At 65.1% G+C, this 19311-nt stretch carries 21 protein-coding genes and 2 pseudogenes; 11 read left to right on the top strand and 12 right to left on the bottom strand.

Going from position 1 to position 19311, the window contains the following annotated elements; genetic code table 11:
• Positions 1 to 87 precede the first annotated feature (87 nt).
• From pgsA to J7I89_RS17865, 5 genes are all read right to left on the bottom strand, one after another.
• Entirely contained in the window at positions 88 to 708 is a 621-nt protein-coding gene (gene pgsA, locus J7I89_RS17885; protein WP_214973106.1) for a phosphatidylinositol phosphate synthase, read from the bottom strand.
• On the bottom strand, positions 698 to 1285 hold the full coding sequence (locus J7I89_RS17880; RefSeq protein ID WP_056635076.1) for an HIT domain-containing protein: 588 nt from the start codon (positions 1283 to 1285) through the stop codon (positions 698 to 700). Before J7I89_RS17880 ends, pgsA begins: the two co-directional genes overlap by 11 nt.
• 20 nt (positions 1286 to 1305) lie before the next feature.
• The gene (gene thrS, locus J7I89_RS17875) at positions 1306 to 3270 is read right to left on the bottom strand and encodes a threonine--tRNA ligase (protein WP_251045527.1); all 1965 of its coding nucleotides are present in this window, start codon (positions 3268 to 3270) and stop codon (positions 1306 to 1308) included.
• Positions 3271 to 3456: 186 nt separating this feature from the next.
• Complete coding sequence (locus J7I89_RS17870; protein ID WP_214973102.1) at positions 3457 to 7053, bottom strand: DNA polymerase III subunit alpha; 3597 nt, start codon at positions 7051 to 7053, stop codon at positions 3457 to 3459.
• Positions 7050 to 7394 (bottom strand): DUF6504 family protein, encoded by a 345-nt coding sequence (locus J7I89_RS17865; protein ID WP_214973100.1) that lies wholly within the window; start codon positions 7392 to 7394, stop codon positions 7050 to 7052. Before J7I89_RS17865 ends, J7I89_RS17870 begins: the two co-directional genes overlap by 4 nt.
• Positions 7395 to 7537: 143 nt before the next feature.
• Between J7I89_RS17865 and J7I89_RS17860 the strand changes: the two genes are divergently transcribed.
• Positions 7538 to 7924: a hypothetical protein gene (locus J7I89_RS17860; RefSeq protein WP_214973098.1), complete on the top strand. Its 387-nt coding sequence runs from the start codon at positions 7538 to 7540 to the stop codon at positions 7922 to 7924.
• 16 nt (positions 7925 to 7940) lie between these two features.
• On the opposite strand, the gene J7I89_RS17855 is transcribed toward J7I89_RS17860, so the two are convergent.
• Entirely contained in the window at positions 7941 to 8267 is a 327-nt protein-coding gene (locus J7I89_RS17855; RefSeq protein ID WP_214973097.1) for a chorismate mutase, read from the bottom strand.
• A 14-nt stretch (positions 8268 to 8281) separates the two neighbouring features.
• Here J7I89_RS17855 and J7I89_RS17850 point away from each other — a divergent pair, with 14 nt between their 5' ends.
• Entirely contained in the window at positions 8282 to 8704 is a 423-nt protein-coding gene (locus J7I89_RS17850) for a VOC family protein (protein WP_214973095.1), read from the top strand.
• A 22-nt stretch (positions 8705 to 8726) separates the two neighbouring features.
• On the opposite strand, the gene J7I89_RS17845 is transcribed toward J7I89_RS17850, so the two are convergent.
• Positions 8727 to 9476: an SOS response-associated peptidase gene (locus tag J7I89_RS17845; protein ID WP_214973093.1), complete on the bottom strand. Its 750-nt coding sequence runs from the start codon at positions 9474 to 9476 to the stop codon at positions 8727 to 8729.
• A gap of 102 nt (positions 9477 to 9578) precedes the next feature.
• Between J7I89_RS17845 and J7I89_RS17840 the strand changes: the two genes are divergently transcribed.
• A complete protein-coding gene (locus J7I89_RS17840; RefSeq protein ID WP_078028863.1) occupies positions 9579 to 9836 on the top strand; it encodes a mycoredoxin in 258 nt (85 codons plus the stop codon).
• Positions 9837 to 9848: 12 nt separating this feature from the next.
• Here the strand turns inward: J7I89_RS17840 and J7I89_RS17835 are convergent, their stop codons facing one another.
• A complete protein-coding gene (locus J7I89_RS17835) occupies positions 9849 to 10730 on the bottom strand; it encodes a LysR family transcriptional regulator ArgP (protein ID WP_214973091.1) in 882 nt (293 codons plus the stop codon).
• 81 nt (positions 10731 to 10811) lie between these two features.
• Here J7I89_RS17835 and J7I89_RS17830 point away from each other — a divergent pair, with 81 nt between their 5' ends.
• The gene (locus J7I89_RS17830; RefSeq protein WP_214973245.1) at positions 10812 to 11423 is read left to right on the top strand and encodes a LysE/ArgO family amino acid transporter; all 612 of its coding nucleotides are present in this window, start codon (positions 10812 to 10814) and stop codon (positions 11421 to 11423) included.
• Positions 11424 to 11508: 85 nt separating this feature from the next.
• On the opposite strand, the gene J7I89_RS17825 is transcribed toward J7I89_RS17830, so the two are convergent.
• Positions 11509 to 11715, bottom strand: a complete 207-nt coding sequence (locus tag J7I89_RS17825) for a hypothetical protein (protein WP_214973087.1) — start codon at positions 11713 to 11715, stop codon at positions 11509 to 11511.
• Between the two features lie 102 nt (positions 11716 to 11817).
• The gene (locus J7I89_RS17820; protein WP_214973086.1) at positions 11818 to 12759 is read right to left on the bottom strand and encodes a LysM peptidoglycan-binding domain-containing protein; all 942 of its coding nucleotides are present in this window, start codon (positions 12757 to 12759) and stop codon (positions 11818 to 11820) included.
• A 368-nt stretch (positions 12760 to 13127) separates the two neighbouring features.
• Between J7I89_RS17820 and J7I89_RS17815 the strand changes: the two genes are divergently transcribed.
• A complete protein-coding gene (locus tag J7I89_RS17815) occupies positions 13128 to 13490 on the top strand; it encodes a VOC family protein (RefSeq protein WP_214973085.1) in 363 nt (120 codons plus the stop codon).
• A 58-nt stretch (positions 13491 to 13548) separates the two neighbouring features.
• Here the strand turns inward: J7I89_RS17815 and J7I89_RS17810 are convergent, their stop codons facing one another.
• Positions 13549 to 14322 carry a lipoate--protein ligase family protein gene (locus J7I89_RS17810; protein ID WP_251045511.1) on the bottom strand — a complete coding sequence of 258 codons (774 nt, stop codon included), beginning with the start codon at positions 14320 to 14322 and terminating at the stop codon, positions 13549 to 13551.
• On the opposite strand from J7I89_RS17810, the gene J7I89_RS17805 reads away from it, so the two are divergent.
• Entirely contained in the window at positions 14315 to 14698 is a 384-nt protein-coding gene (locus tag J7I89_RS17805) for a DUF2177 family protein (protein ID WP_214973083.1), read from the top strand. The two genes, J7I89_RS17810 and J7I89_RS17805, sit on opposite strands and share 8 nt — an antisense overlap.
• 34 nt (positions 14699 to 14732) lie before the next feature.
• Here J7I89_RS17805 and J7I89_RS17800 read toward each other — a convergent pair whose 3' ends face one another.
• Positions 14733 to 15536: a thioesterase family protein gene (locus tag J7I89_RS17800; RefSeq protein WP_214973082.1), complete on the bottom strand. Its 804-nt coding sequence runs from the start codon at positions 15534 to 15536 to the stop codon at positions 14733 to 14735.
• Positions 15537 to 15708: 172 nt separating this feature from the next.
• On the opposite strand from J7I89_RS17800, the pseudogene J7I89_RS17795 reads away from it, so the two are divergent.
• From J7I89_RS17795 to J7I89_RS17780, 5 genes and pseudogenes are all read left to right on the top strand, one after another.
• Positions 15709 to 16672: pseudogene (locus tag J7I89_RS17795) on the top strand (phosphodiester glycosidase family protein).
• A gap of 9 nt (positions 16673 to 16681) precedes the next feature.
• Positions 16682 to 16837: pseudogene (locus J7I89_RS25360) on the top strand (glycosyltransferase family 2 protein); the annotation flags it as partial.
• A 128-nt stretch (positions 16838 to 16965) separates the two neighbouring features.
• Positions 16966 to 17808 (top strand): GtrA family protein, encoded by an 843-nt coding sequence (locus J7I89_RS17790; protein ID WP_308159955.1) that lies wholly within the window; start codon positions 16966 to 16968, stop codon positions 17806 to 17808.
• A gap of 26 nt (positions 17809 to 17834) precedes the next feature.
• Positions 17835 to 18476 carry a DUF4956 domain-containing protein gene (locus J7I89_RS17785; RefSeq protein ID WP_214973080.1) on the top strand — a complete coding sequence of 214 codons (642 nt, stop codon included), beginning with the start codon at positions 17835 to 17837 and terminating at the stop codon, positions 18474 to 18476.
• Positions 18473 to 19258, top strand: coding sequence for a polyphosphate polymerase domain-containing protein (locus tag J7I89_RS17780; RefSeq protein ID WP_214973078.1), 786 nt, complete (start codon positions 18473 to 18475; stop codon positions 19256 to 19258). Before J7I89_RS17785 ends, J7I89_RS17780 begins: the two co-directional genes overlap by 4 nt.
• Positions 19259 to 19311: the final 53 nt, after the last annotated feature.

Here is a 19311-nt window from a genome sequence, read left to right as displayed (position 1 = left end):
AAATGCCGTAATTTGCACACACCGGATTACCCGGATCCATTGACCAGGCAGTCCTAATACTAGTCCCACCCCGGCAGCCCGGCTTAATCAGGTTTGCTCGGTGTCTTCGTGCGACTGGTCGCGGACCGCCAGCACACGCTGGACCACCGTGACGAAGCTTGCCAGGGCCAGCAGCACGAGGGTCACGAACAGGACTATGGACGGCAAGCCCAAGCCCGTGAAGCCGGTGACCACCAGGACGGACACCAGCCGTTCGGCGCGTTCGGCAATGCCCACATTGGCCTGGAAGCCCAGTGATTCGGCCTTCGCCCGCACGTACGAGACCACCATGCCAAGAACAAGGCAGACGACGGCGGCGATCGCTATCGCCTCATTCTCGCCGCCCGTAAAGAACCAGACAGCCAGGCCGGCGAAGAGTGCCCCGTCCGCCACCCGGTCCAGGGTGGAGTCCAGGAAGTTGCCCCAGCGGCCTCCCCCGTTCTGCAGCCGCGCCATGATGCCGTCAATAACGTCGGAAAAGATGAAGGCGGTGATAAAGATCGTTCCCCACCAGAGCTGGCCCAGCGGGTAGAAGACCAGGGCGCCCACCACCACACCGGCCGTCCCGACGATGGTGATGGCGTCCGGGGATACACCGATCCTGAGGAGCCAGCGGGCAAGCGGGGAGAACAGCGCGGTGAAGAAACCGCGGGCATGCCTATTCAGCATGCGTCTCCCCTGGCCACGCCTCGGCAATTTGCTGGCGGACTTCGTCGAGGGTCTGCGTGATCGCCTTGGTCTGGGCGATGATGGGGAAGAAGTTCCCGTCCCCGCCCCACCGCGGAACGATGTGCTGGTGGAGGTGCCCGGCAATTCCGGCCCCGCCCACAACCCCCTGGTTCATGCCGAGGTTGAAGCCGCCCGGATTCGCCACCTTCCGCAGCACGCGCATGGCGGTCTGGGTCAGCTCGGCGAATTCGGCGGTCTCCTCGACCGTCAGGTCCGTGTAGTCCGGAACGTGGCGGTAAGGGCACACCAGCAGGTGCCCCGGGTTGTACGGGAACAGGTTCAGCACCACATAGCTCGTGCGGCCCCGGTACACGATGAGGGACTCCTCATCCGTCCGTGAGGGGGCTATGCAGAACGGGCAGTCGTCCTGGTTCTTGAACTGGTGCTGCCCGCCCTTGATGTAGGCCATGCGGTGCGGAGTCCACAGGCGCTGGAAGGCGTCCGGAACGCCGGCGAGGCCGAAATCATCCGTCACCTCAGCGTCGCCCGGATAGCCCGCTCCTGTGTTCTCCTGCACTGTGTGTCCCTCCGCCGCGGCTAGGTGGTCCGGTCGCGGACGGCATCCACGATCCGCTGGACAGCCTCGGCCACGGGCACGCCGTTGTCCTGGCTGCCGTCGCGGAAGCGGAAGGACACAGCGCCGGCTTCGGCGTCCTCGCCGCCGGCGATGAGCACGAACGGGATCTTGTCCTTGCTGGCCGTGCGGATCTTCTTCGGGAAGCGGTCCGAGGAGATGTCCACCTCGGCCCGGATGCCGGCCGCCTTAAGCTGGCCGACGACGTCGAACATGTAGTCGTTGAACGCCTCGGCCACCGGGATGCCCACCACCTGCACGGGAGCCAGCCAGGCCGGGAAGGCGCCGGCATAGTGCTCCGTGAGCACGCCCATGAAGCGCTCCACCGAGCCGAAGAGGGCGCGGTGGATCATGACCGGGCGCTGGCGGGTGCCGTCAGCGGCCTGGAACTCGAGTTCGAAGCGCTCGGGCAGGTTGAAGTCCAGCTGGATGGTGGACATCTGCCAGGTGCGGCCCAGGGCGTCTTTCGCCTGAACGGAGATCTTGGGGCCGTAGAACGCGGCTCCGCCCGGGTCCGGGATCAGCTCCAGGCCCGAGGCTTCGGCCACCTCGGCCAGGGTTCGGGTGGCTTCGTCCCAGGCCTCGTCAGAGCCGACGTTCTTTTCGGGATCCTTGGTGGACAGCTCCAGGTAGAAGTCGTCCAGGCCGTAGTCCTTGAGCAGGCCCAGCACGAAGTTCAGGGTGGAGGTGAGTTCGTCCTTCATCTGCTCGCGGGTGCAGTAGATGTGGGCGTCGTCCTGTGTCATGCCGCGCACGCGGGTCAGGCCGTGCACCACACCGGACTTTTCGTACCGGTACACGGAGCCGAACTCGAAGAGGCGAAGCGGCAGTTCGCGGTAGGAGCGGCCGCGCGACCGGAAGATCAGGTTGTGCATGGGGCAGTTCATCGGCTTCAGGTAGTAGTCCTGGCCGGGCTTGCGCACGGTGCCGTCCTCGTTCAGTTCCGCGTCGATGTGCATCGCCGGGAACATGCCCTCCTTGTACCAGTCGAGGTGGCCGGAGACTTCGTAGAGGTGACCCTTGGTGATGTGGGGCGTGTAGACGAACTCATAGCCGGCCTCCACGTGGCGCTGGCGGGAGTAGTCCTCCATGGCCTTGCGGATGATGCCGCCCTTGGGGTGGAAGACCGGCAGGCCGGAGCCCAGTTCATCAGGGAAGGAGAACAGGTCCAGTTCGGCACCAAGCTTGCGGTGGTCGCGGCGTTCGGCCTCGGCAATGCGCTCCTGGTAGGCCTTGAGGGCATCCTTGGTGGGCCAGGCCGTGCCGTAGATGCGCTGCAGCTGCTGGTTGTTCTGGTTGCCCAGCCAGTAGGCGGCCGAGGACCTGGTCAGGGCGAAGGCGTTGGAGATGAGCTTGGTGTTGGGCAGGTGCGGGCCGCGGCACAGGTCGCACCAGACGCTGTCGCCGCTCTTGCGGTCCACATTGTCGTAGATGGTGATGTCTCCGGCGCCCACTTCGACGTTGACGCCCTCGCCGGCGTCGGCGGCGTTGTTCTTCTTGCCCAGGAGCTCGAGCTTGTACGGCTCGTCCTTCATGGCTTCGCGGGCTTCGTCCTCGGAGACGACGCGGCGGACGAACTTCTGGTTCTGGTTGATGATCTTGAGCATCATCTTTTCCAGGGCCTTGAGGTCTTCCGGGGTGAACGGCTCAGCGACGTCGAAGTCGAAGTAGAAGCCGTCGGTGATGTAGGGGCCGATGCCCAGTTTGGCGTCGGGGCGCAGCTGCTGCACTGCCTGGGCCATGACGTGGGCGGTCGAGTGGCGCAGCACGTTGAGGCCGTCAGGGGAATCGATGGTAACGGCCTCGATCTGGGCACCTTCGGGAAGGGGCTGGTCCAGGTCCTTCAGCTCGCCGTCAACGCGGGCCACGACGACGTCGCGGCGCTCAAAGAAGAGTTCCGCGCCGGTGGTCCCGGTAGTCACCTTCATCTCTTCGCCATCGACGATGAGGGTGATCTGCTCGGCATCTGACACGGGTGTCTCCTATTCAAAGTTAAGGCTTCGTAGCTTGTGGCATACGGGGACCACAGCCAGCCTTGTCAATGGTATCTGTAACGGAAGAGGCCAGCCAAAGCGGCACACGGGCGGCCGCGGCGCATCACGGGGGCGGGCGCGTCAGCCGCCCAGTCCGGTGATGGCAAGATTCCTGCCGATTCCCTCCAGCGGTCCCGGCACCCTGAATTCGTCAGGGATGACCGTTCCGGGGTGGACAGCCGCGCCTCCGGGTTCACCCTGCGCCGGGAGGGCCTGTGCTGGTTCACCCTTTTCCCGGAGGGCCTCCGGGAGGGCCTGTTCCGGGATGGCCTGTTCAGGGAACGGCAGGGTGTCTATCCGGCTGAGGTCCCAGGCCATGCTGGCGCTCAGGCTGATCCCCCGCGGGCCTGTTCGCCTGGTGGTACCCCGGATGAGCAGCAGCCGCGTGCCGAAAAGCAGGGGCCCTGCGAGCTCCTGTGCTTCATGGAAGAACACGGAGTCCACACATCCGGTGCCGTCATCGATGCTGATGAAAACAACCCTGCGGCCGCCGCGCATGGGCGGGGTTTGGGTGGCAATCCGGACCCCGGCCACCAGAACCTCCGTGCCGTTCCTGAGTTCGAGCAGTTTGTCCGCGGTGGTGACACCCAGCCTGTCCAGCAGCGGCCGGTGGCTCGACATCAGGTGCTCGCTGACATCCACCGCCATCAGGTCAAGCTCAGCGCGGACATTCTCCACCATGGTGGGTGCCGGAAGCTCAGCCTTCACGTTCCGCAACTCAACATCACCCAAAGGCAGTGCCAGTTGTCCGTCGATGACGTCGGGGCCTTTCCGGACCTGCCGGCCCTGGAGGTTCTGGAGGTGCTGGACCAGGTCTGCCCGGTTGGCCGCACCGCCCGATTCACGGTGCAGGGAATCGAAGGCGCCCAACTGGGCCAGCCTCTTGATGCTCGGTTTACTCACCCTGGACCTGGCCCGAAGGTCCGCCAGGGAATCGTAGGGCTGCCCGGCCACGATCCGTTTCAGCTCCGAACCCGAAAGGCCGAAGATCCCGTTCAGGCTCAGCCTGATGCCCAGCTTCCCCCGGTCCGGCCCCTCCGCGACCCGCTCCACCCGGTACTCGCCCCCGCTGCGGTTGATGTCCAGCGGCAGGATGGGGATGCCGAGACGGCGTGCCTCGGCAACCAGCAGGCGCTTGGGGTACATGCCGGGATCGTGTTCCCACAGCCCCGCCAAGAAGGCCTCCGGATGGTGGGCCTTCAGCCAGGCCGACTGGTAGGTGGGCACCGCAAAGGCTGCGCCGTGGGCCTTGCAGAATCCGAAGCTGCCGAAGGCCTTCAGGGTCCCCCAGACCTTGTCCACTACCTCCGGGGTGTAGCCGTTCTCCTTGGCCTTACTTCGGAAGAACTCCTCCACCTTCGGCTCCAGTGCCTCGTTGCCCAGGGCGCGGCGGAATTCGTCTGCCCTGGCCAGCCCGCAGCCCGTCATGACGTCGAAGGTTTTCAGGATCTGCTCATGGAAAACGGTGACGCCGTGGGTTTCCTGCAGCACCGGTTTGAGGTCCGGATGGGGATAGACCTCCGGCGCGAAGCCGTGCCTGTGTTCCAGGAACGGCCGGACCATGTCCGACTTCATGGGCCCCGGGCGGAACAGCGAAATGTCGATGATGAGATCGTTGAAGTCCCTCGGCGCCATTTTGCCCACGAGTTCGCGCTGGCCCGGCGATTCGATCTGGAAACATCCCAGGGTGTGGGTGCTTCTGATGAGCTCGTAGGTGGGTTCGTCATCCAGCGGCACAGCGTTGAGGTCTATGCGGCCGTCCTCGCTGATGTAGTCCGGGCCCCTTCCGTCTGGTCCCACGGGATGGGCCCCGGCTGCCACCACTTCCTCCTTCGAAGGATGGATCCGGATGATCTCCCGCACGGCAAAGGCCATGGCGCTTTGCATCCTGACCCCCAGGACATCGAGTTTGAGCATGCCCATGGGGTCCATGTCGTGTTTGTCGAACTGGCTCATGGGCAGCCCCAGCCCACTGGGCTGGACGGGGGTCCGGTCCAGCAGGGTGGCATCGCCGAGAATCACGCCGCAGGGGTGCATGGAGATATGGCGCGGGAGGCGGTCCAGGCGTTCGGTGAGATCCACCAGCAGGTCAAGCTGCTGGTTTTCCGAAAAGTCCCGATGCTCCACCCTGCCGGCAAATTCCCGCAGTTCGGGCTTTTCCTCAAGCGCCTCCCTGAATTTCCGGGCCGAGAACCGCCACAGCTGCTTGGCAATTTCCCCCACATCGCCATCGTCCATTCCCAATGCCATGCCTGCATCCCGCACGGCTCCCCGGGCGCGGTAGCCGTTCTGCATGCTCATCAGGGTGACGCGCTGGGCACCGAAGCGGTCAAAGATTTTCCGGTAGACGTTGTGCCTCTCAGCACTTTCGACGTCGATGTCGATGTCGGGCAGGGTTGACCTGTCCCCGGACAGGAACCGTTCGAAAATCAGGTCGTGCTGGAGCGGATTCACCTGGCTGATATCGATCAGGTAATTCACCAGGCTCGAAGCCCCCGACCCCCTGGCGGCGGCGCGCACCCCCATGTCCAGGATCATCCGTGAAACCTCCGCCACAGTGAGGAAGTAGGAGGCGAAGCCGAGGTTGGCAATGATCTTCAGTTCGTGATCCAGCCGTGCGCGCATCACGGCCTCAGCTTGGCCGGATATCCCCGGAAAGCGGCGGGTGACACCGGCCTCGCAGCGCAGGGCCAGCTCTGCCAGCGGGTCCCCTTCAATGCCGATCACGGAGGCCTCGGGCACCACCGGCTGTTTCCAGCCCATGTCGGAGACCGGATCCATGCGGCACCGGTCGGCGAGCGCCTCCGTCTGTGCGAGGAGCACCTGGAGATCTGCCGTCCCGTAACCGGCGGCGTGAATGATTTCCTTCCCCAGCTGAAGCATCTGCGCGGGCGATTTCAGCCAGCCCTGGCCGTTGGGCTGGAGCATCGGTGCGGCGGACAGCTCGGGCAGCGACTTCAGCGTGCGGGCGGAATCCAGGACGTCGGCTGTCGCGGCGCCGTCCTCAGCGCAATACCGGACGGCGTTGGTGAGCACTGCCGGAACGCGGTATTCCTCGGCGAGCTTCAGCATGCGCACGGCATGGGCCGTGCTCAGCGGCTCCCCGGGAGCGCTGAGATGGGTGACAACTTCGGCGGCGAGGCTCCCTGCCGGCAATGCATCCAGCCAGCTCTTGAACAAAGTTCGTGGCCGAAGGTAACGCCGCCCGCCCAAGGCCCGTCCGACGTCGGAATCAGGGCCGACCAGGACGGTGAGCACCGGTTCCAGGGTTTTGGGGTCAAGGATCCTCGATGCGAGCTCCGCGCGGGTGACCGCAACCGGGACCGCTCCCCCGGCCTTACCGGTGGTGCGGGCGTGCGCATCCGAAATCAGCCGGCACAGCGCCTTGTAGCCGGCTCCGTTGTTGTGGCCGTGCGCAAGCACCACCACCCGGCCGGAAAGCTGGGTGCGGAGGTCTCCGTCGTCGTCGAATACGGCGAGGTCCACCCCCACGACGGGGTCTATGCCGGCAGCCATGCATGCCTTGAGGTGTTTAACGGTGCCGTACAGCCCGTCCCTGTCAGTGCAGGCCAAGGCGGTAGCTCCTTCGGCCGCTGCCGACTGGGCGAGCTCATCAGGCCAGGAAACACCGTAGTGGGCGCTGAAGGCGGTGGATACGTGAAGGTGTGTGAAGGTCATGCTGTCTTATACCGGAGTGCGTCGTGGATCCGGAGCAGCCTCCAGCGTCCGCTGCCGGTATGCCGGACCAGATCCAGGGTCAGGGGTTGATGGGTTTCCGCAGATTCCTGGCGGTTGCTCTGGGTGCCGGCCGGAACCACCTGGATGCGCCAGATCTCGTGGTCCACGAGGCCCGGTCCGCTTCCCAGCGGCGCCCGCCGCTCCTCCGCCCACCACTGCCGGCGCTCATACCAGCGCACTGGTTCGGCGCAGACTGTGTACTGCCTGCCGCCCCATTGGAGTTCCACAGGTTCGCCCGCGGCGTTGCAGACGACGTCTACCGACTCGCTGAACATGCCCACGGGTGCCTCCGGAAACCAACATGAATCTGCTGAATATAAACGGTTATTCGAATATGTATTCGAATACCTTCAGTCTACGCCGGGCCTCGGACAAAACCTAGATGGGTGTGGACGGACGGCGGCTTAGGGGGCAGGATGGAGCCATGAGTTCCAATGACGCGCTCCTGAAGCATGTAAGCATCGCCGCCAAAGAGTCAACACTGGTGGCCAGGTTTGATATCGAGGGCAACATTCCAGGATCGGGCGCCTTTGTCGTGGGGCTCATGGCTGCCACTCCGGACTATTCGCATCAACGGAGGCTGGGAATCGAGTTCATGAACGGTGAAGCGGTCTCCATGTACTTCTTCAACCACGACGAAACGGAGGAGACTTTTGACATCAGCAACGTCGAGCACTCCGGCAACACCATTACCGGCAACTTCCCGGTAAGCACAGTGTTCGGGCTTGGCAAAGGACATCTCATGTCAGGCTTCAGCGAAGCTGACGGCCGGGAATACCAGTCCGGAGTGCCCGTGGAGGAATCCCTTTAGGTAGCCCCGACAGGGCTTAGTTGCTGTCCTTGTGGATTTTCAGCTCGAGCTCGATGAACTTCGAGATCATGGCCCGGTACGTGCTTTCCACGATGTCCGGGTCAATTTCCTTCTTCAGGGCAGCAGCGCGGACATGCTCGATGACCCGCTCCACGCGACCGGGAGCCCTGACCTCGGCGTCATCGCCCTTTAGCGTTCCCGCGATCCTGATCAAGCGCTCACGGCGGGCAATCAACGTGACGATCTGCTCATCCACCTCATCGACGGCGATGCGAACGGCAGCGAGCTGCTCTTTGTCAGCCTGGGCGCTTTTATCGTCTTCGTGATTTGTGGGCATGTCCATGACAGTATCGAACCATGCAGCCCCGAGTCGATTTTATTTCACTGGGAGTGCGAAGCGTGGCCGCCTCCCGCCGCTTCTATGTGGACGCCCTCGGCTGGCCCGTCCACCGGGAGGTTCCGGATGAAGTGGTGTTTATCCAGGCCAACCACGGCCTGGTGCTCTCCCTGTGGGACGCAGCGCAGATGCAGGCCGAGGCAGCCGTGGACGCCCCGTCAGCCGTCCCCTGTATTACGCTCAGCCATAACGTGGGCAGCGCCGACGAAGTTAACCGCGTGATGGCACAGGCGGAAGCAGCCGGCGCCGCCATCGTGGCCGCCCCCAAGACCCAGCCCTGGGGCGGCTACACAGGATACTTCGCGGATCCGGACGGCTTCCGGTGGGAGATTGCCTATAACCCCACCTGGACAGTGGACGACGGCGGACGCGTCACCGTCTGATTTCTGCCGCCGGTTGCCGGTATCAGAACAGTGCCTCTACGGGTTCGATGAGCTCCGGGGAATTGTTGCGGACATTTCCGACGGCCGTGCCGACGGAGTCCACGCGCCAGCCGGCGGCAACATCCTTCACCCCCGAGCGGACCAGGTCCACCAGGCCGGCTGCATCGTCCGCCTGCGGATCGATCCAGGCCGCCATCGTTTCCCGGTTCATGGGAAGGGGGACGCGGTCGTGGAGCGCGGTGAGCTCGCCGAAAACTGTGTGCTCCGCACCTGCCGGCGGTGAATCCGCCGTCATGATGGACATCGAAAGCATCCAGCGGGCGGGGTCGTCCTGCGCCTTGGACGGGTCCTTCCACCATTCATAAAGGCCCGCGAAGACCATGCCGGAGCCGTCCCTGGGCCGGACGTAATAGGGCTGCTTGCTGCGGCCCTCACCCTGCTTCCATTCGTAGTACCCGTCCGCCGGCACGGCGCAGCGTCGTGACTGGACCGCTTTGCGGAAGGCGGGCTTCTCCAGCACGCTTTCACTCCGGGCATTGATCATCTTGGGGCCGATGCCCGGGCTCTTTGCCCAGGACGGCACCAGCCCCCAGCGCGCGACGTGCAACTGGCGGACCGTCCCGCCGTCGATTAGCCGCTCAAGGACGATGGGGGCACCGTCGGTGGGCGCGATGTTCCACGACGGCGGGATCTCTATTTCGTTTTCGATTTCGGCGTCGAATTCCGCCAGCAGGTCCCCGACCGCCCTGGCCATGACGTAGCGTCCACACATGGCACCAGCATGCCATCGCAACAGAGGCGGGGGAATACCGGCACCCGGGTTACCGTTGAGACGAACGAACTGACAGCAACACAGCAACCTGAGGAGAGCTCTGTGGATTTCACTCCCGAAGACGGCACCATCACCATGTTTTCGACCACCTGGTGCGGCTACTGCAACCGGCTCAAGAAGCAGCTGGACGCGCAGGGAATCGGCTACACCGAAATTAACATCGAAGAGGTGGATGGCACCGCCGAGCTCGTGGAGCAGATCAACGGAGGCAACCGCACCGTCCCCACCGTGCTCTTCCCGGACGGCACCGCGGCCACGAACCCTTCGGCGGCCGAGGTCAAGAGCAGGCTCGCAGCCTAGGGCGCGGATAGGTCAGCGGAGCCGGGCGGCCGCAGCTTTTTGCAGCGACGCCGCAATTCTCGTGAGCGTGGCGGATTCCACCGACCATTGCTGCCAGTAGAGCGGGACGTCGACGTGGCGCTGATCGTCGAGGACGACCAGCGTGCCGGCAGCGATAGCGTCCGAGGACTGAAGGTCGGGCAGCATTCCCCAGCCGAGTCCCAGTTCGATCGCGCGCAGGAAGTCGGCAGATGCGGGCACGTAATGCCGGGGCGGCAGGGCGGCGCCTGCACCCAGCCGCCGCTCGAGGTAGCGGTCCTGCAGGGCGTCCTTGCGGTCGAACACCACCACGGGCGCCGCGGACAGGGCCTGGTCGGTGAATCCGTCGGGTAGCCACTCCTCGGTAAAGACCCGGCTGGCCACCGCCCTGTACCGCATGATGCCGAGGGGCCGTGCAATGCACCCCTGAACGGGGTTCGGGTCCGATGTTATTGCCGCCATCGCCGTGCCTTCCCGGAGACGGTCGATCGAGTGGTCCTGGTCATCGATGGTGACTTCAAAGCTGGTCCGGTCGATGCTGGCCAGGGCCGGCAGAACCCACGTGGCCAGTGAGTCGGCGTTGATCACCAGCGGTATGCGCGGGCGGGCCCCGGCTCCTTCCAGGCCCAGCTCATCCATGGCCTCACTTTCGAGGAGGGCCACCTGGCGTGCCAGCCGTACCACCACACTTCCGGATTTGGTGGGCCGGGCGGGCTTGGTCCTGAGCAGCAGCACGCGGCCGGTCTGCTGCTCGAGGGCCTTGATCCGCTGGCTGACCGCTGACGAGGTCACATGGAGGGCTTCAGCCGCCCGGTCGAACGTGCCGTGTTCGATCACGGCTGCCAGCGTCCTGAGCTGTTCGGTCGTCGCATCCATCCTGAATTTTCCTTAAGCTCGGTAAGAAAGTTTAGCTGTACTCATGATTCCGCGGCGCCTAGAGTCAGGCAAGTGGACTTCATGACAACTTTCGGATCTCTCCTTGCGGGCTTCGGCGCCGGCCTTTCCCTCATCATTGCGATCGGCGCCCAGAACGCCTTTGTGCTGCGCCAGGGATTGCGCCGCGAACACCTGGCACCCATCGTGGGGGTCTGCATCGCCAGCGACGCTGTGCTGATCGTTGCCGGGGTCGCGGGAGTGGGCGCCCTGATCCAGGCAGCGCCTCTTGCGCTGGCAGTGGTCCGCTGGGCGGGGGCCGCCTTCCTACTCGCCTATGCCGTCATCGCTGCGAGGCGTGCCCTGAATCCCGGAGCCCTCGCCGCCTCAGGCCCGACTACCCGGACCACGCTGACCGCGGCGGTGACCACCGCCGTCGCCCTGACCTGGCTCAATCCGCACGTGTACTTGGACACGGTGGTGCTCCTGGGTTCGCTGGCGTCCGGCCAAGGCCCCGATGGCCGCTGGCCATTCGCCTGGGGAGCGGTGGCCGGCAGCACGCTGTGGTTTAGCCTCCTCGGCTTCGGCGCGAAGTTCCTCGCACCGGTGTTCGCCCGTCCCGGCGCCTGGCGCATTCTCGACGGCGGAATCGCCGTCCTCATGGCGGTGCTGGCTGTGCTGCTGGTCGCTTCGTGACACGAGTCGGTGCTGACGGCTAAACAAAGCAGGCCAGCCGAACACAGGATAGGCACCGCCGCAGCGGTGCCTATCCTGTTTGTGCCTAGACCTTCTCGTGGATGCGGTCAGTCATCGGTTTCGGAGCCTGGTGTTCCCTGCGGCGGGCAAGGAAGGCCCACAGTTTGGTTTGGTCCGCATGGGCCCTCGGTTCCGGGGTTTCCGCAGGTGTCGTCTCCCGGCGCTCTTCAGGCTTCCGGGTTGCGTCCTTCTTAGTGCCCCAGCCGAAATCCTCACGCGATGAATAGCACATCACCGACCTCCTTTACAGCGGCTGTCCTTTAATGGTGCTCCGCTTTGGGCCGAAAAGTCGACGGGATTCAGGACGATTGGGCGGGAGATACGTTGGGGTTACTTATCTGTTGATCGGCTGCTCTGCCGTAAGGCTGATGACCTGGCCCGGCGCGAGTTCGCCGGCCGGAAGATCGGCAAAGGCGAACCATGTGCGCTCGCCGGGCGCCAGAGGCCGGTTCGCGGATTCGAGTTCGTGAATTGCAAGGTTGAACCGGAACGCCACCTGACGCTCGATGTCTCCCGCCGCCGTCGTGTACGTCAGCGGGACCCCGGCGGCATCGGCGGTAAACGTCCCCCGGGCGCCGGTGATCCTGACATCCCCGGCCATCAGTTTCACCCTGGTGCCCGGCGGGATAGGCCTGTCCGCCTTCAAGGCCGGGTTGTAGAGCAGCAATTGGGGTGCTGTGCGCCGGAACTTGTAGCCGATGCTGTCGAACGAGTCCCCGTCCACGGTGGTGTAGAAATCGGCGTTCCCGAACGAGTTCGTGACGGTTACCCCGGTGCCGGACCTGCTGTCCACAGGGTTCTTCTGCAGTTGGATGCGGTTCCCGCGTTTGAGGAAGTAGACATTGCCCTGCTCGTGGACATAGGGGACCTTGTTCGCTTCGGCCAGCTGTTCCTGGGTGAGGCCGAAGCGGTAGGCGATGCCGTCCAGGGTGTCGTTCGCCGCAACATCGTACGTGGAGGGGATGCCGTTGGCGTCCACCGTCGCCGTGCCCGTGGCCCCGCGGAGCGGCCCTTCAGCCGGAATGAGGCGGAGTGTCCTGCCGGGCACCAGCGGCGCCCCGGGGGTGAGTCCGTTGAACTCGGTTATCTTCGCCTCTGACAGTCCGAAGGCGGCGGTCATGGCCGAGAAAGTGTCGCCTGCCACCGTGGTGTAGAAATCGACGTTGCCAAACGAATCGGCCACCTTGGGCCCCGGCATCTCGCGGGACGTGGAAACGTCCCGCGGTTCTGTTGACGCTCCTGTTGCCGCCGGGGCAGCCGCCAGCTTATCCGTCACCGCTTTGCCCGAGACTACACTGCCCGCTCCTACCGTCGCCGTCGGTCCGGGTGCCGGTTCACCGGGCGCGCAGCCCGCCAGTCCACCTGCAAGCACGACGGCGAGCGCCAGGCATTTCGCCTGCGCGGCCAGTCTGACCGTTCCCCTTGACTGACACTCAGATTTCAGTACCAAGACTTCCCCCAATATCCGGCCACGCGAAGATGCCGCGTTTCGCCACTCAACGAGCATAGGTCACGGCGGGCCGGCCCGACCTCAGGTCCCGGAGGTCGTGCCGGCCTTCGGATGACATGACCCCGCGCCATGCTGGCGGCAGGTGTGCGCCCGCGTTAGGGTTCAAGTGCCTGTCCATCTCACGAAGGATCGCCATGCATGCAGTTGCGCCGCAAATCGGCACCGTTTTCGTTCCTGTCCGCGATATTGAAGAGGCCCGTGACTGGTACTGCGAAATGCTGGGCGTGCCCGCCGAGGACAAGATCCTGCTTGACCACCTCTACATACTGCCCATGGACGGGGCCGGCCTGGTCCTCGACAGCAAGATCTACTCCCCCGACGCCGTCTTCCGGGTCCCCGCCTTCCATTTCAACACCTCAGACATCCGGGCAGCCCATGAGTTCATGAAAGACCGCGGCGCGGAACTGACGGACGTCACGGACGATGAATGGTTCAACTTCAGGGATCCGGACGGAAATGTCCTCATGATCTGCCAGATCCCGGCGTCCACCGAATAAGCGCCTCCACGAATGAGCCCCTCCAGCGAATAGACCGTCAGGCCTGGGGGCTGCCGGCCTACGGGTGCAGGCTGCTGAACTCCGCATGGGCCAGGGTTGCGTAGTCCGCGTAGGCACTGACCACGGCGCCTTCGATGGCATCGACGTCCAGGTGCGGCACGAGGTCGTTGACCGCGCCTGCCGTCGCCGGATCCCAGTCCAGGCCGAGGGCCGCGTAGCTCGCCGTGAGGACGCCGCGGATTGGCGCCGAGTTTTCGACCACCACCACGGAGCTGAACAGCCAGCCGCCGGACACCACACGCTGGGCCGTTCCTACCAGCTTGACCTGGTGCGCCGGGAACTGCGGGTCCGTGCCGTGGACGCTGTACTCACCTGGGCAGTACTCGCCCGGGATTTCCCCGACAGCGGCCTGCACGCCGGCACTCCGCAGCGCCTGCGCCAGCATCTCGCCGAAGAATGCGAACCGGCCCTTGGATCCCGAGATGGCGTCGGCGTGCGGCTCCACGTGGTCGATGATCAGCGTGCCTTCGTGATAGGCCGCCGCGCGCCCTCCGGCCTTCCGGATCAGCGGCTCAAAGCCCAGTTCGCGGCAGGCCTGCGCAGCGGCGCCGAACCCGGTCAGATGCGTGTCGCGCTGCCCGAAGGCCACCGTCGGCGCCGGCCGGTACAGCCGCAGGGTCGGCCCGATCCGGCCGGTCTTGGCCTGGCCCAGCAGCTCGATCCCGAAGTCAAGGTCCCTGACAGCCCCCAGCGACTTCTCCTGGCGGACGACGGTCAGTGTCCGCGAGTCAGCCCCGGTCTGCTGCATATTGCTAAGCTCCCTTATGGTCATATTGCAATTCCTGGTCGTTGCCGCTGCCTTCGCCGCCATCGACGCCGTATGGCTCAAGCTCATGAACCCGTTCTACCGCAGCCACATCGGTGACTTGCTGGCGGACCGGCCCCATCTAGGTTACGCCGTGGCTTTCTACGTGATTTACATTGCGGGAATTGTCTTTTTTGCCTTGCGGCCGGCGCTCGACGGAGGCAGCTGGCTGACCGCCGTCGGGTACGGAGCAGCGCTGGGCGCGTTCGCCTACGCGACCTATGACCTGACCAACGCCGCTACGCTCAAGGCCTGGCCACTGCAGCTGATCCTCGTTGACATGGCCTGGGGCGCGCTGCTGACGGCGCTCGCCACGCTGGCCGGCTGGCTCGTCTTCCACTAGCCGCAGCGGGCGCAGGCCAGGAAATCAGCGCAGGTCAGGATTTCCGCAGCGTGAGGATCTGCTCCGCCCGGCCGAACGGCCCCGTGAGGTCGTGCAGCACCGTTGACGTGAGCCCGATCCCGTCAGCGCCGAAGGACACGGCGTTGTCCAGGCCGAGCCATTCACCCTCGGGCCTGCGGTACATGTGGATCTGCAGGTCCAGGTTGGGGAAGGCGTAGCTGTCCTTGCCGGGTGGAACCCGCGCGGCGATACCGTTGGCAGTGTCCACGAGCCCCATCAGCCGGGCCAGGTCGGTGCTGTCGGCAGCATCAGTCAGCGGATGGTCGGTACGCAGCCACACCTTGCCCGCACCGGGCCGGTGCCCCTCTGCCACCCGCATTTCGAGCGAGCGGATGTACCCTCCCGGCCAGACGCTTGAGCCGTCGTAGGGCTTGCATTCGTCCGGTGACGGAATGACGGCGTCTTCGATCGCGGCGACGGCGGATGTGTCGCTGGTGATCATCCGCCAGGCCGTTGCCCTGATGGCCACCCGTCCTGCAGCCAGCAGTTCTGCCTGCACGAGTTCTATGGTCCGGCCGGGCCGGAGCGTCTTGGTGACCACTTCGAATTCGCCGCCGGGAATCAGTCCCAGGATCTCGTAGCTCAGCCTCGCCATGCGCACGTCGCTGCGGGGCTCGTGCCGGTCCAGCCGGTCCGCCAGCAGTCCGGAGGCCGGAGCCATGTGTTGTTCGTGCTCGTTCCAGGCCCCCTGGGCGTGGATGGTGGAGCGGAAGCGTCCGCCTCCCAGGTCCTGGTAGTAGAAGTCGCCGTCGGCGAGTTCCGGCAGTGCAGCAGTCAACGTTGACCCTTTCGAAGCTTGGTACTAACCCGGAATCACACTATCGCCTCCGGCGCAGGCCCGCAGTGACCGGCCGCACGCCGCGGAGACCGGCCGCCCGTTCACCCGCTTTCACAGCTCCCTCAAATGAGGGGCTCACGGCCGGTATAAGTCCGGAACCTAGAAATGATGCATGACCTCCCAAAAGAACCCACCCAGCAAATCCAAGCCGACGCGTCGGGCTATCCTCGCGGCAGGCCTCGCGCTCACACTTTCCGCCGGAGGCGCGAGGCCTGGGCGCTGGACCGGTTTGTGATCCAGCACGTGGAAATCTCTGACGTATCCGCATACGAAGCCAGCCAGGCGTGACCTCGGAAACCAACACTGTGGGCTCGTCCGCGGCCACCGTGACGGACACGTCCTACACCGCAGACGGCTCCAGCATCAACATCTCCACCGTGGTCACCGGCAGCGGTGACAGCACCGTCACGTACTACGTTGCCGACGTCGTCCTGGACGACGCGACCACGCTCAAGTCCGCTTTCGCGAACGACAGTTTCGGTGAAAACATCACCGAAACCACGGCGGCGATCGCCGCCGACCACAACGCCATCTTCGCCATCAACGGCGACTATTACGGGTTCCGGGACACGGGAATCGTCATCCGCAACGGAATGGTCTACCGGGACGAAGGAGCCCGCCAGGGGCTGGCTTTCTACCGTGACGGCACCGTCAAGGTCTACGACGAAACCGCTACCAACGCCGAGCAACTGGTAGCCGACGGCGTGTGGAACACTCTCTCCTTCGGCCCCGCGGTCCTGCAGGACGGCAACATCGTCGACGGCATCGAGGACGTCGAGGTGGACACCAACTTCGGGAACCACTCCATCCAGGGCGAGCAGCCGCGCACCGCGGTGGGCGTCATCGGGACAAACCACCTCGTATTCGTGGTGGTGGACGGCCGCAGCCCCGGCTACAGCGCAGGCGTCACCATGACCGGAATGGCGCAGATCATGAAGGACCTGGGCGCCACCACCGCGTACAACCTGGACGGCGGCGGATCCTCCACCATGTACTTCGACGGCGCGCTGGTCAACAACCCCCTCGGCGCCAACAAAGAACGCGGCACCTCCGACATCCTCTACATCGGCAAGTGAGGTCCGGGCATGATCATCCTGATTCCCGCCTACGAACCGGACGCCCACCTCGTGGAGCTGATCGGCACGATCCACGCCGCTGATCCAGGGCTCACCCTTGTGGTGGTGGACGACGGCAGCGGCCCGGCGTATCGGCATATTTTCGACGGCGCCGCGCGGCTCGGTTGCCGCGTCATCAACTATCCCGTCAACCGCGGCAAGGGCCACGCCCTCAAGGCCGGCTTCGGTTTCATCGAGGAACACCTTCCCGCCAGGACGTCGTCTGCGCCGACAGCGACGGCCAGCACAGCGTGGTGGACATCCTGCGGGTGGCCGAGCGAGCGGGCGGCACCGCCACGGCCATGGTGCTGGGCTCCCGCAGTTTCGCCGGCGACGTGCCCGCCCGCAGCCGCTTCGGCAACGCCGCCACCCGCTGGCTGTTCCGGCTGGCCACCGGCGAGCGCGTGCAGGACACCCAGACCGGCCTGCGCGGCTACCCGGCCATCATGCTTCCGTGGCTCCGCTCCGTCTACGGCGAGCGCTACGAGTACGAGCTGAACGTCCTCCTCGAAGCCAAGGCAGCCGGCTACGGAATCGACAGCGTGGACATAGCCACGATCTACCTGGAACACAACTCCGGGTCCCATTTCCGGCCGCTCGCCGACTCGGTGCGCATCTATGCCCCGCTGCTGAAGTTCTTCCTGTCCTCCTTTGCCGGGTTCCTCATCGACACTGCCGCCTTCCTGGTCCTCAGCGCACTGACAGACTCGGTGCTCGCCGCCATCGTCGGCGCCCGCGCCATCAGCGCCACGGGCAACTACCTCATCAACCGCAGGCTCGTGTTTGAACACGGCCGCGACAAGCCGGCAACCGCCACGGCCGCCCGCTACGTTGCGCTGGCGGTGTCGTTGCTGGCGGCGAACTACGCCCTGCTGACCGCGCTGGCCGGTGCCGGCATCCCCGATCTGCCGGCCAAACTACTCACCGAGCTTGCCCTGCTCGGGGTCAGCTACTCCGTCCAGCAGCGCTTCCTCTTCGCTGCCGGGGGGCCCAAAACGCCTCACGCGGCAGCGCACCCGGCCGCGTGTGAAGGTCATAAACCAGCCCTTGTTCCGGCACAGCCCCAGCACAGCTTGACCGTGAATCGTAAGAAGTAATCCACCACGAGATTCCGGAAAACCCCATGAACCACTTCATCCTGATGGCCGCAGATGTCGCCGCCATCTGCCTCCTCACCTTCGCCCTGTACGTCCGGCGTCACCGGCGCCGCGACCTTGCGGTGTCATACCTGGGCATGAACATCGGCGTCCTGGCCGTGGCCACCGCGCTCTCCGGCTCGGCAGCCGGCGTGGGCCTGGGGCTGGGCCTCTTCGGGGTGCTCTCCATCATCCGGCTCCGTTCCACGGAACTCGCCCAGCACGAAGTTGCCTACTACTTCTCGGCACTGGCCCTGGGCCTGATTGCCGGCATCGGCGTCGAACCGATGTGGCTCACGCTCTCCCTCATGGGACTTGTCCTGGCCGCGATGTACCTCGGTGACCACAAGCGGGTCCTGCCCTCATACCGCCACCAAACAGTAGTGCTGGACCGGGCCATCGCCCGCGAGGACGAGCTGACGGCCCGCCTCGAGGAAGTCCTGGGCGCGAAAGTCCACACGGTCACTGTCCAGGAACTGGACTTGGTCAACGACAAGACCATCGTCAACGTCCGCTACGCATACATTCCCCGCACCCCGGGACTCCACGAAAGCCTTCAGCCCCACGAAGCGCATCCCGTGCAGGCAACCGCAGTGCAGGCAACGCTGGCGCCGGCAGGTGTGGCATGAGCGGCGGCATCCAGTTCAGCGGCCTTTCCCAGCTGCCGCCGGTCGGCCTCGAAGAGCTCAACTCCGAGGCTGCGCTCCAGACCCGCGTGGACCGGAAATACGTGGTCCCCGTCGAGTCTGCCAGGCAGGCCCTGGCGTCCTTCACCGGCCAGGTCCGCGTCCTGGAGATGGATGGCATCCGGTCCTTCGCCTACGACTCCGTCTACTTCGGCACCCCGCAGCTCGACAGCTACATGCTGGCGGCCCGCGGCCGCCGTCGCCGTCGCCGTTACAAGATCCGCACGAGGACCTATGTGGACAGCAGGCTCAGCTTCCTGGAAGTCAAGACCGAGGGCGCCAGGGAAGCCACGGTCAAGGAACGCATCCCGTATGACCTGCAGGACCGGGCCCGCATGACGGCGGAGGGCCTGGACTACGTCAACGAGACCCTCGCGGCCGCCATCGGCGACGTTCCGGCCGGCCCGCTCAGCCCGGTGCTTGAGACCCGGTACCGGCGGATCACGCTCTTCCTCCCCGAATCAGGCAGCAGGGCAACCATAGATGCAGACGTCACCTGGCAGGGCCAGGGAGGCAGCCCGCAGGTCCTTGACGGCAGCGTGGTGCTCGAGACGAAGTCCGGTTCAGGCGCCGGGCCGCTGGACCGGCACCTGTGGCAGCACGGCATCCGGCCTTGCAGGATTTCCAAATTTGCCACCGGAATGGCCGCCCTGAACCCGCAGCTGCCGGCCAACCGCTGGAGCCGGACCCTCCGGCGCACCATGCTGCTGACTCCCGTGGCCTGACCGGCGCCCGCCTGTTCGAAGTGCCCCCAAAACCCCTCCCCGCATCACATCAG

This window comes from Arthrobacter sp. ISL-5 (assembly GCF_018613835.1).
In the GTDB taxonomy this organism is placed as follows: domain Bacteria; phylum Actinomycetota; class Actinomycetes; order Actinomycetales; family Micrococcaceae; genus Arthrobacter.
The sequence above is the reverse complement of the archived record's forward strand: the minus strand, read 5'-3'. Positions and strand labels throughout refer to the sequence as shown.

Coding starts and splice junctions, on each gene's coding strand:
- pgsA (WP_214973106.1), bottom strand. CDS start 708: ATGCTGAATAGGCATGCCCGCGGTTTCTTCACCGCGCTGTTCTCCCCG.
- thrS (WP_251045527.1), bottom strand. CDS start 3,270: ATGAAGGTGACTACCGGGACCACCGGCGCGGAACTCTTCTTTGAGCGC.
- J7I89_RS17870 (WP_214973102.1), bottom strand. CDS start 7,053: ATGACCTTCACACACCTTCACGTATCCACCGCCTTCAGCGCCCACTAC.
- J7I89_RS17860 (WP_214973098.1), top strand. CDS start 7,538: ATGAGTTCCAATGACGCGCTCCTGAAGCATGTAAGCATCGCCGCCAAA.
- J7I89_RS17855 (WP_214973097.1), bottom strand. CDS start 8,267: ATGGACATGCCCACAAATCACGAAGACGATAAAAGCGCCCAGGCTGAC.
- J7I89_RS17850 (WP_214973095.1), top strand. CDS start 8,282: ATGCAGCCCCGAGTCGATTTTATTTCACTGGGAGTGCGAAGCGTGGCC.
- J7I89_RS17845 (WP_214973093.1), bottom strand. CDS start 9,476: ATGTGTGGACGCTACGTCATGGCCAGGGCGGTCGGGGACCTGCTGGCG.
- J7I89_RS17835 (WP_214973091.1), bottom strand. CDS start 10,730: ATGGATGCGACGACCGAACAGCTCAGGACGCTGGCAGCCGTGATCGAA.
- J7I89_RS17830 (WP_214973245.1), top strand. CDS start 10,812: ATGACAACTTTCGGATCTCTCCTTGCGGGCTTCGGCGCCGGCCTTTCC.
- J7I89_RS17825 (WP_214973087.1), bottom strand. CDS start 11,715: ATGTGCTATTCATCGCGTGAGGATTTCGGCTGGGGCACTAAGAAGGAC.
- J7I89_RS17815 (WP_214973085.1), top strand. CDS start 13,128: ATGCATGCAGTTGCGCCGCAAATCGGCACCGTTTTCGTTCCTGTCCGC.
- J7I89_RS17805 (WP_214973083.1), top strand. CDS start 14,315: ATGGTCATATTGCAATTCCTGGTCGTTGCCGCTGCCTTCGCCGCCATC.
- J7I89_RS17810 (WP_251045511.1), bottom strand. CDS start 14,322: ATGACCATAAGGGAGCTTAGCAATATGCAGCAGACCGGGGCTGACTCG.
- J7I89_RS17785 (WP_214973080.1), top strand. CDS start 17,835: ATGAACCACTTCATCCTGATGGCCGCAGATGTCGCCGCCATCTGCCTC.
- J7I89_RS17780 (WP_214973078.1), top strand. CDS start 18,473: ATGAGCGGCGGCATCCAGTTCAGCGGCCTTTCCCAGCTGCCGCCGGTC.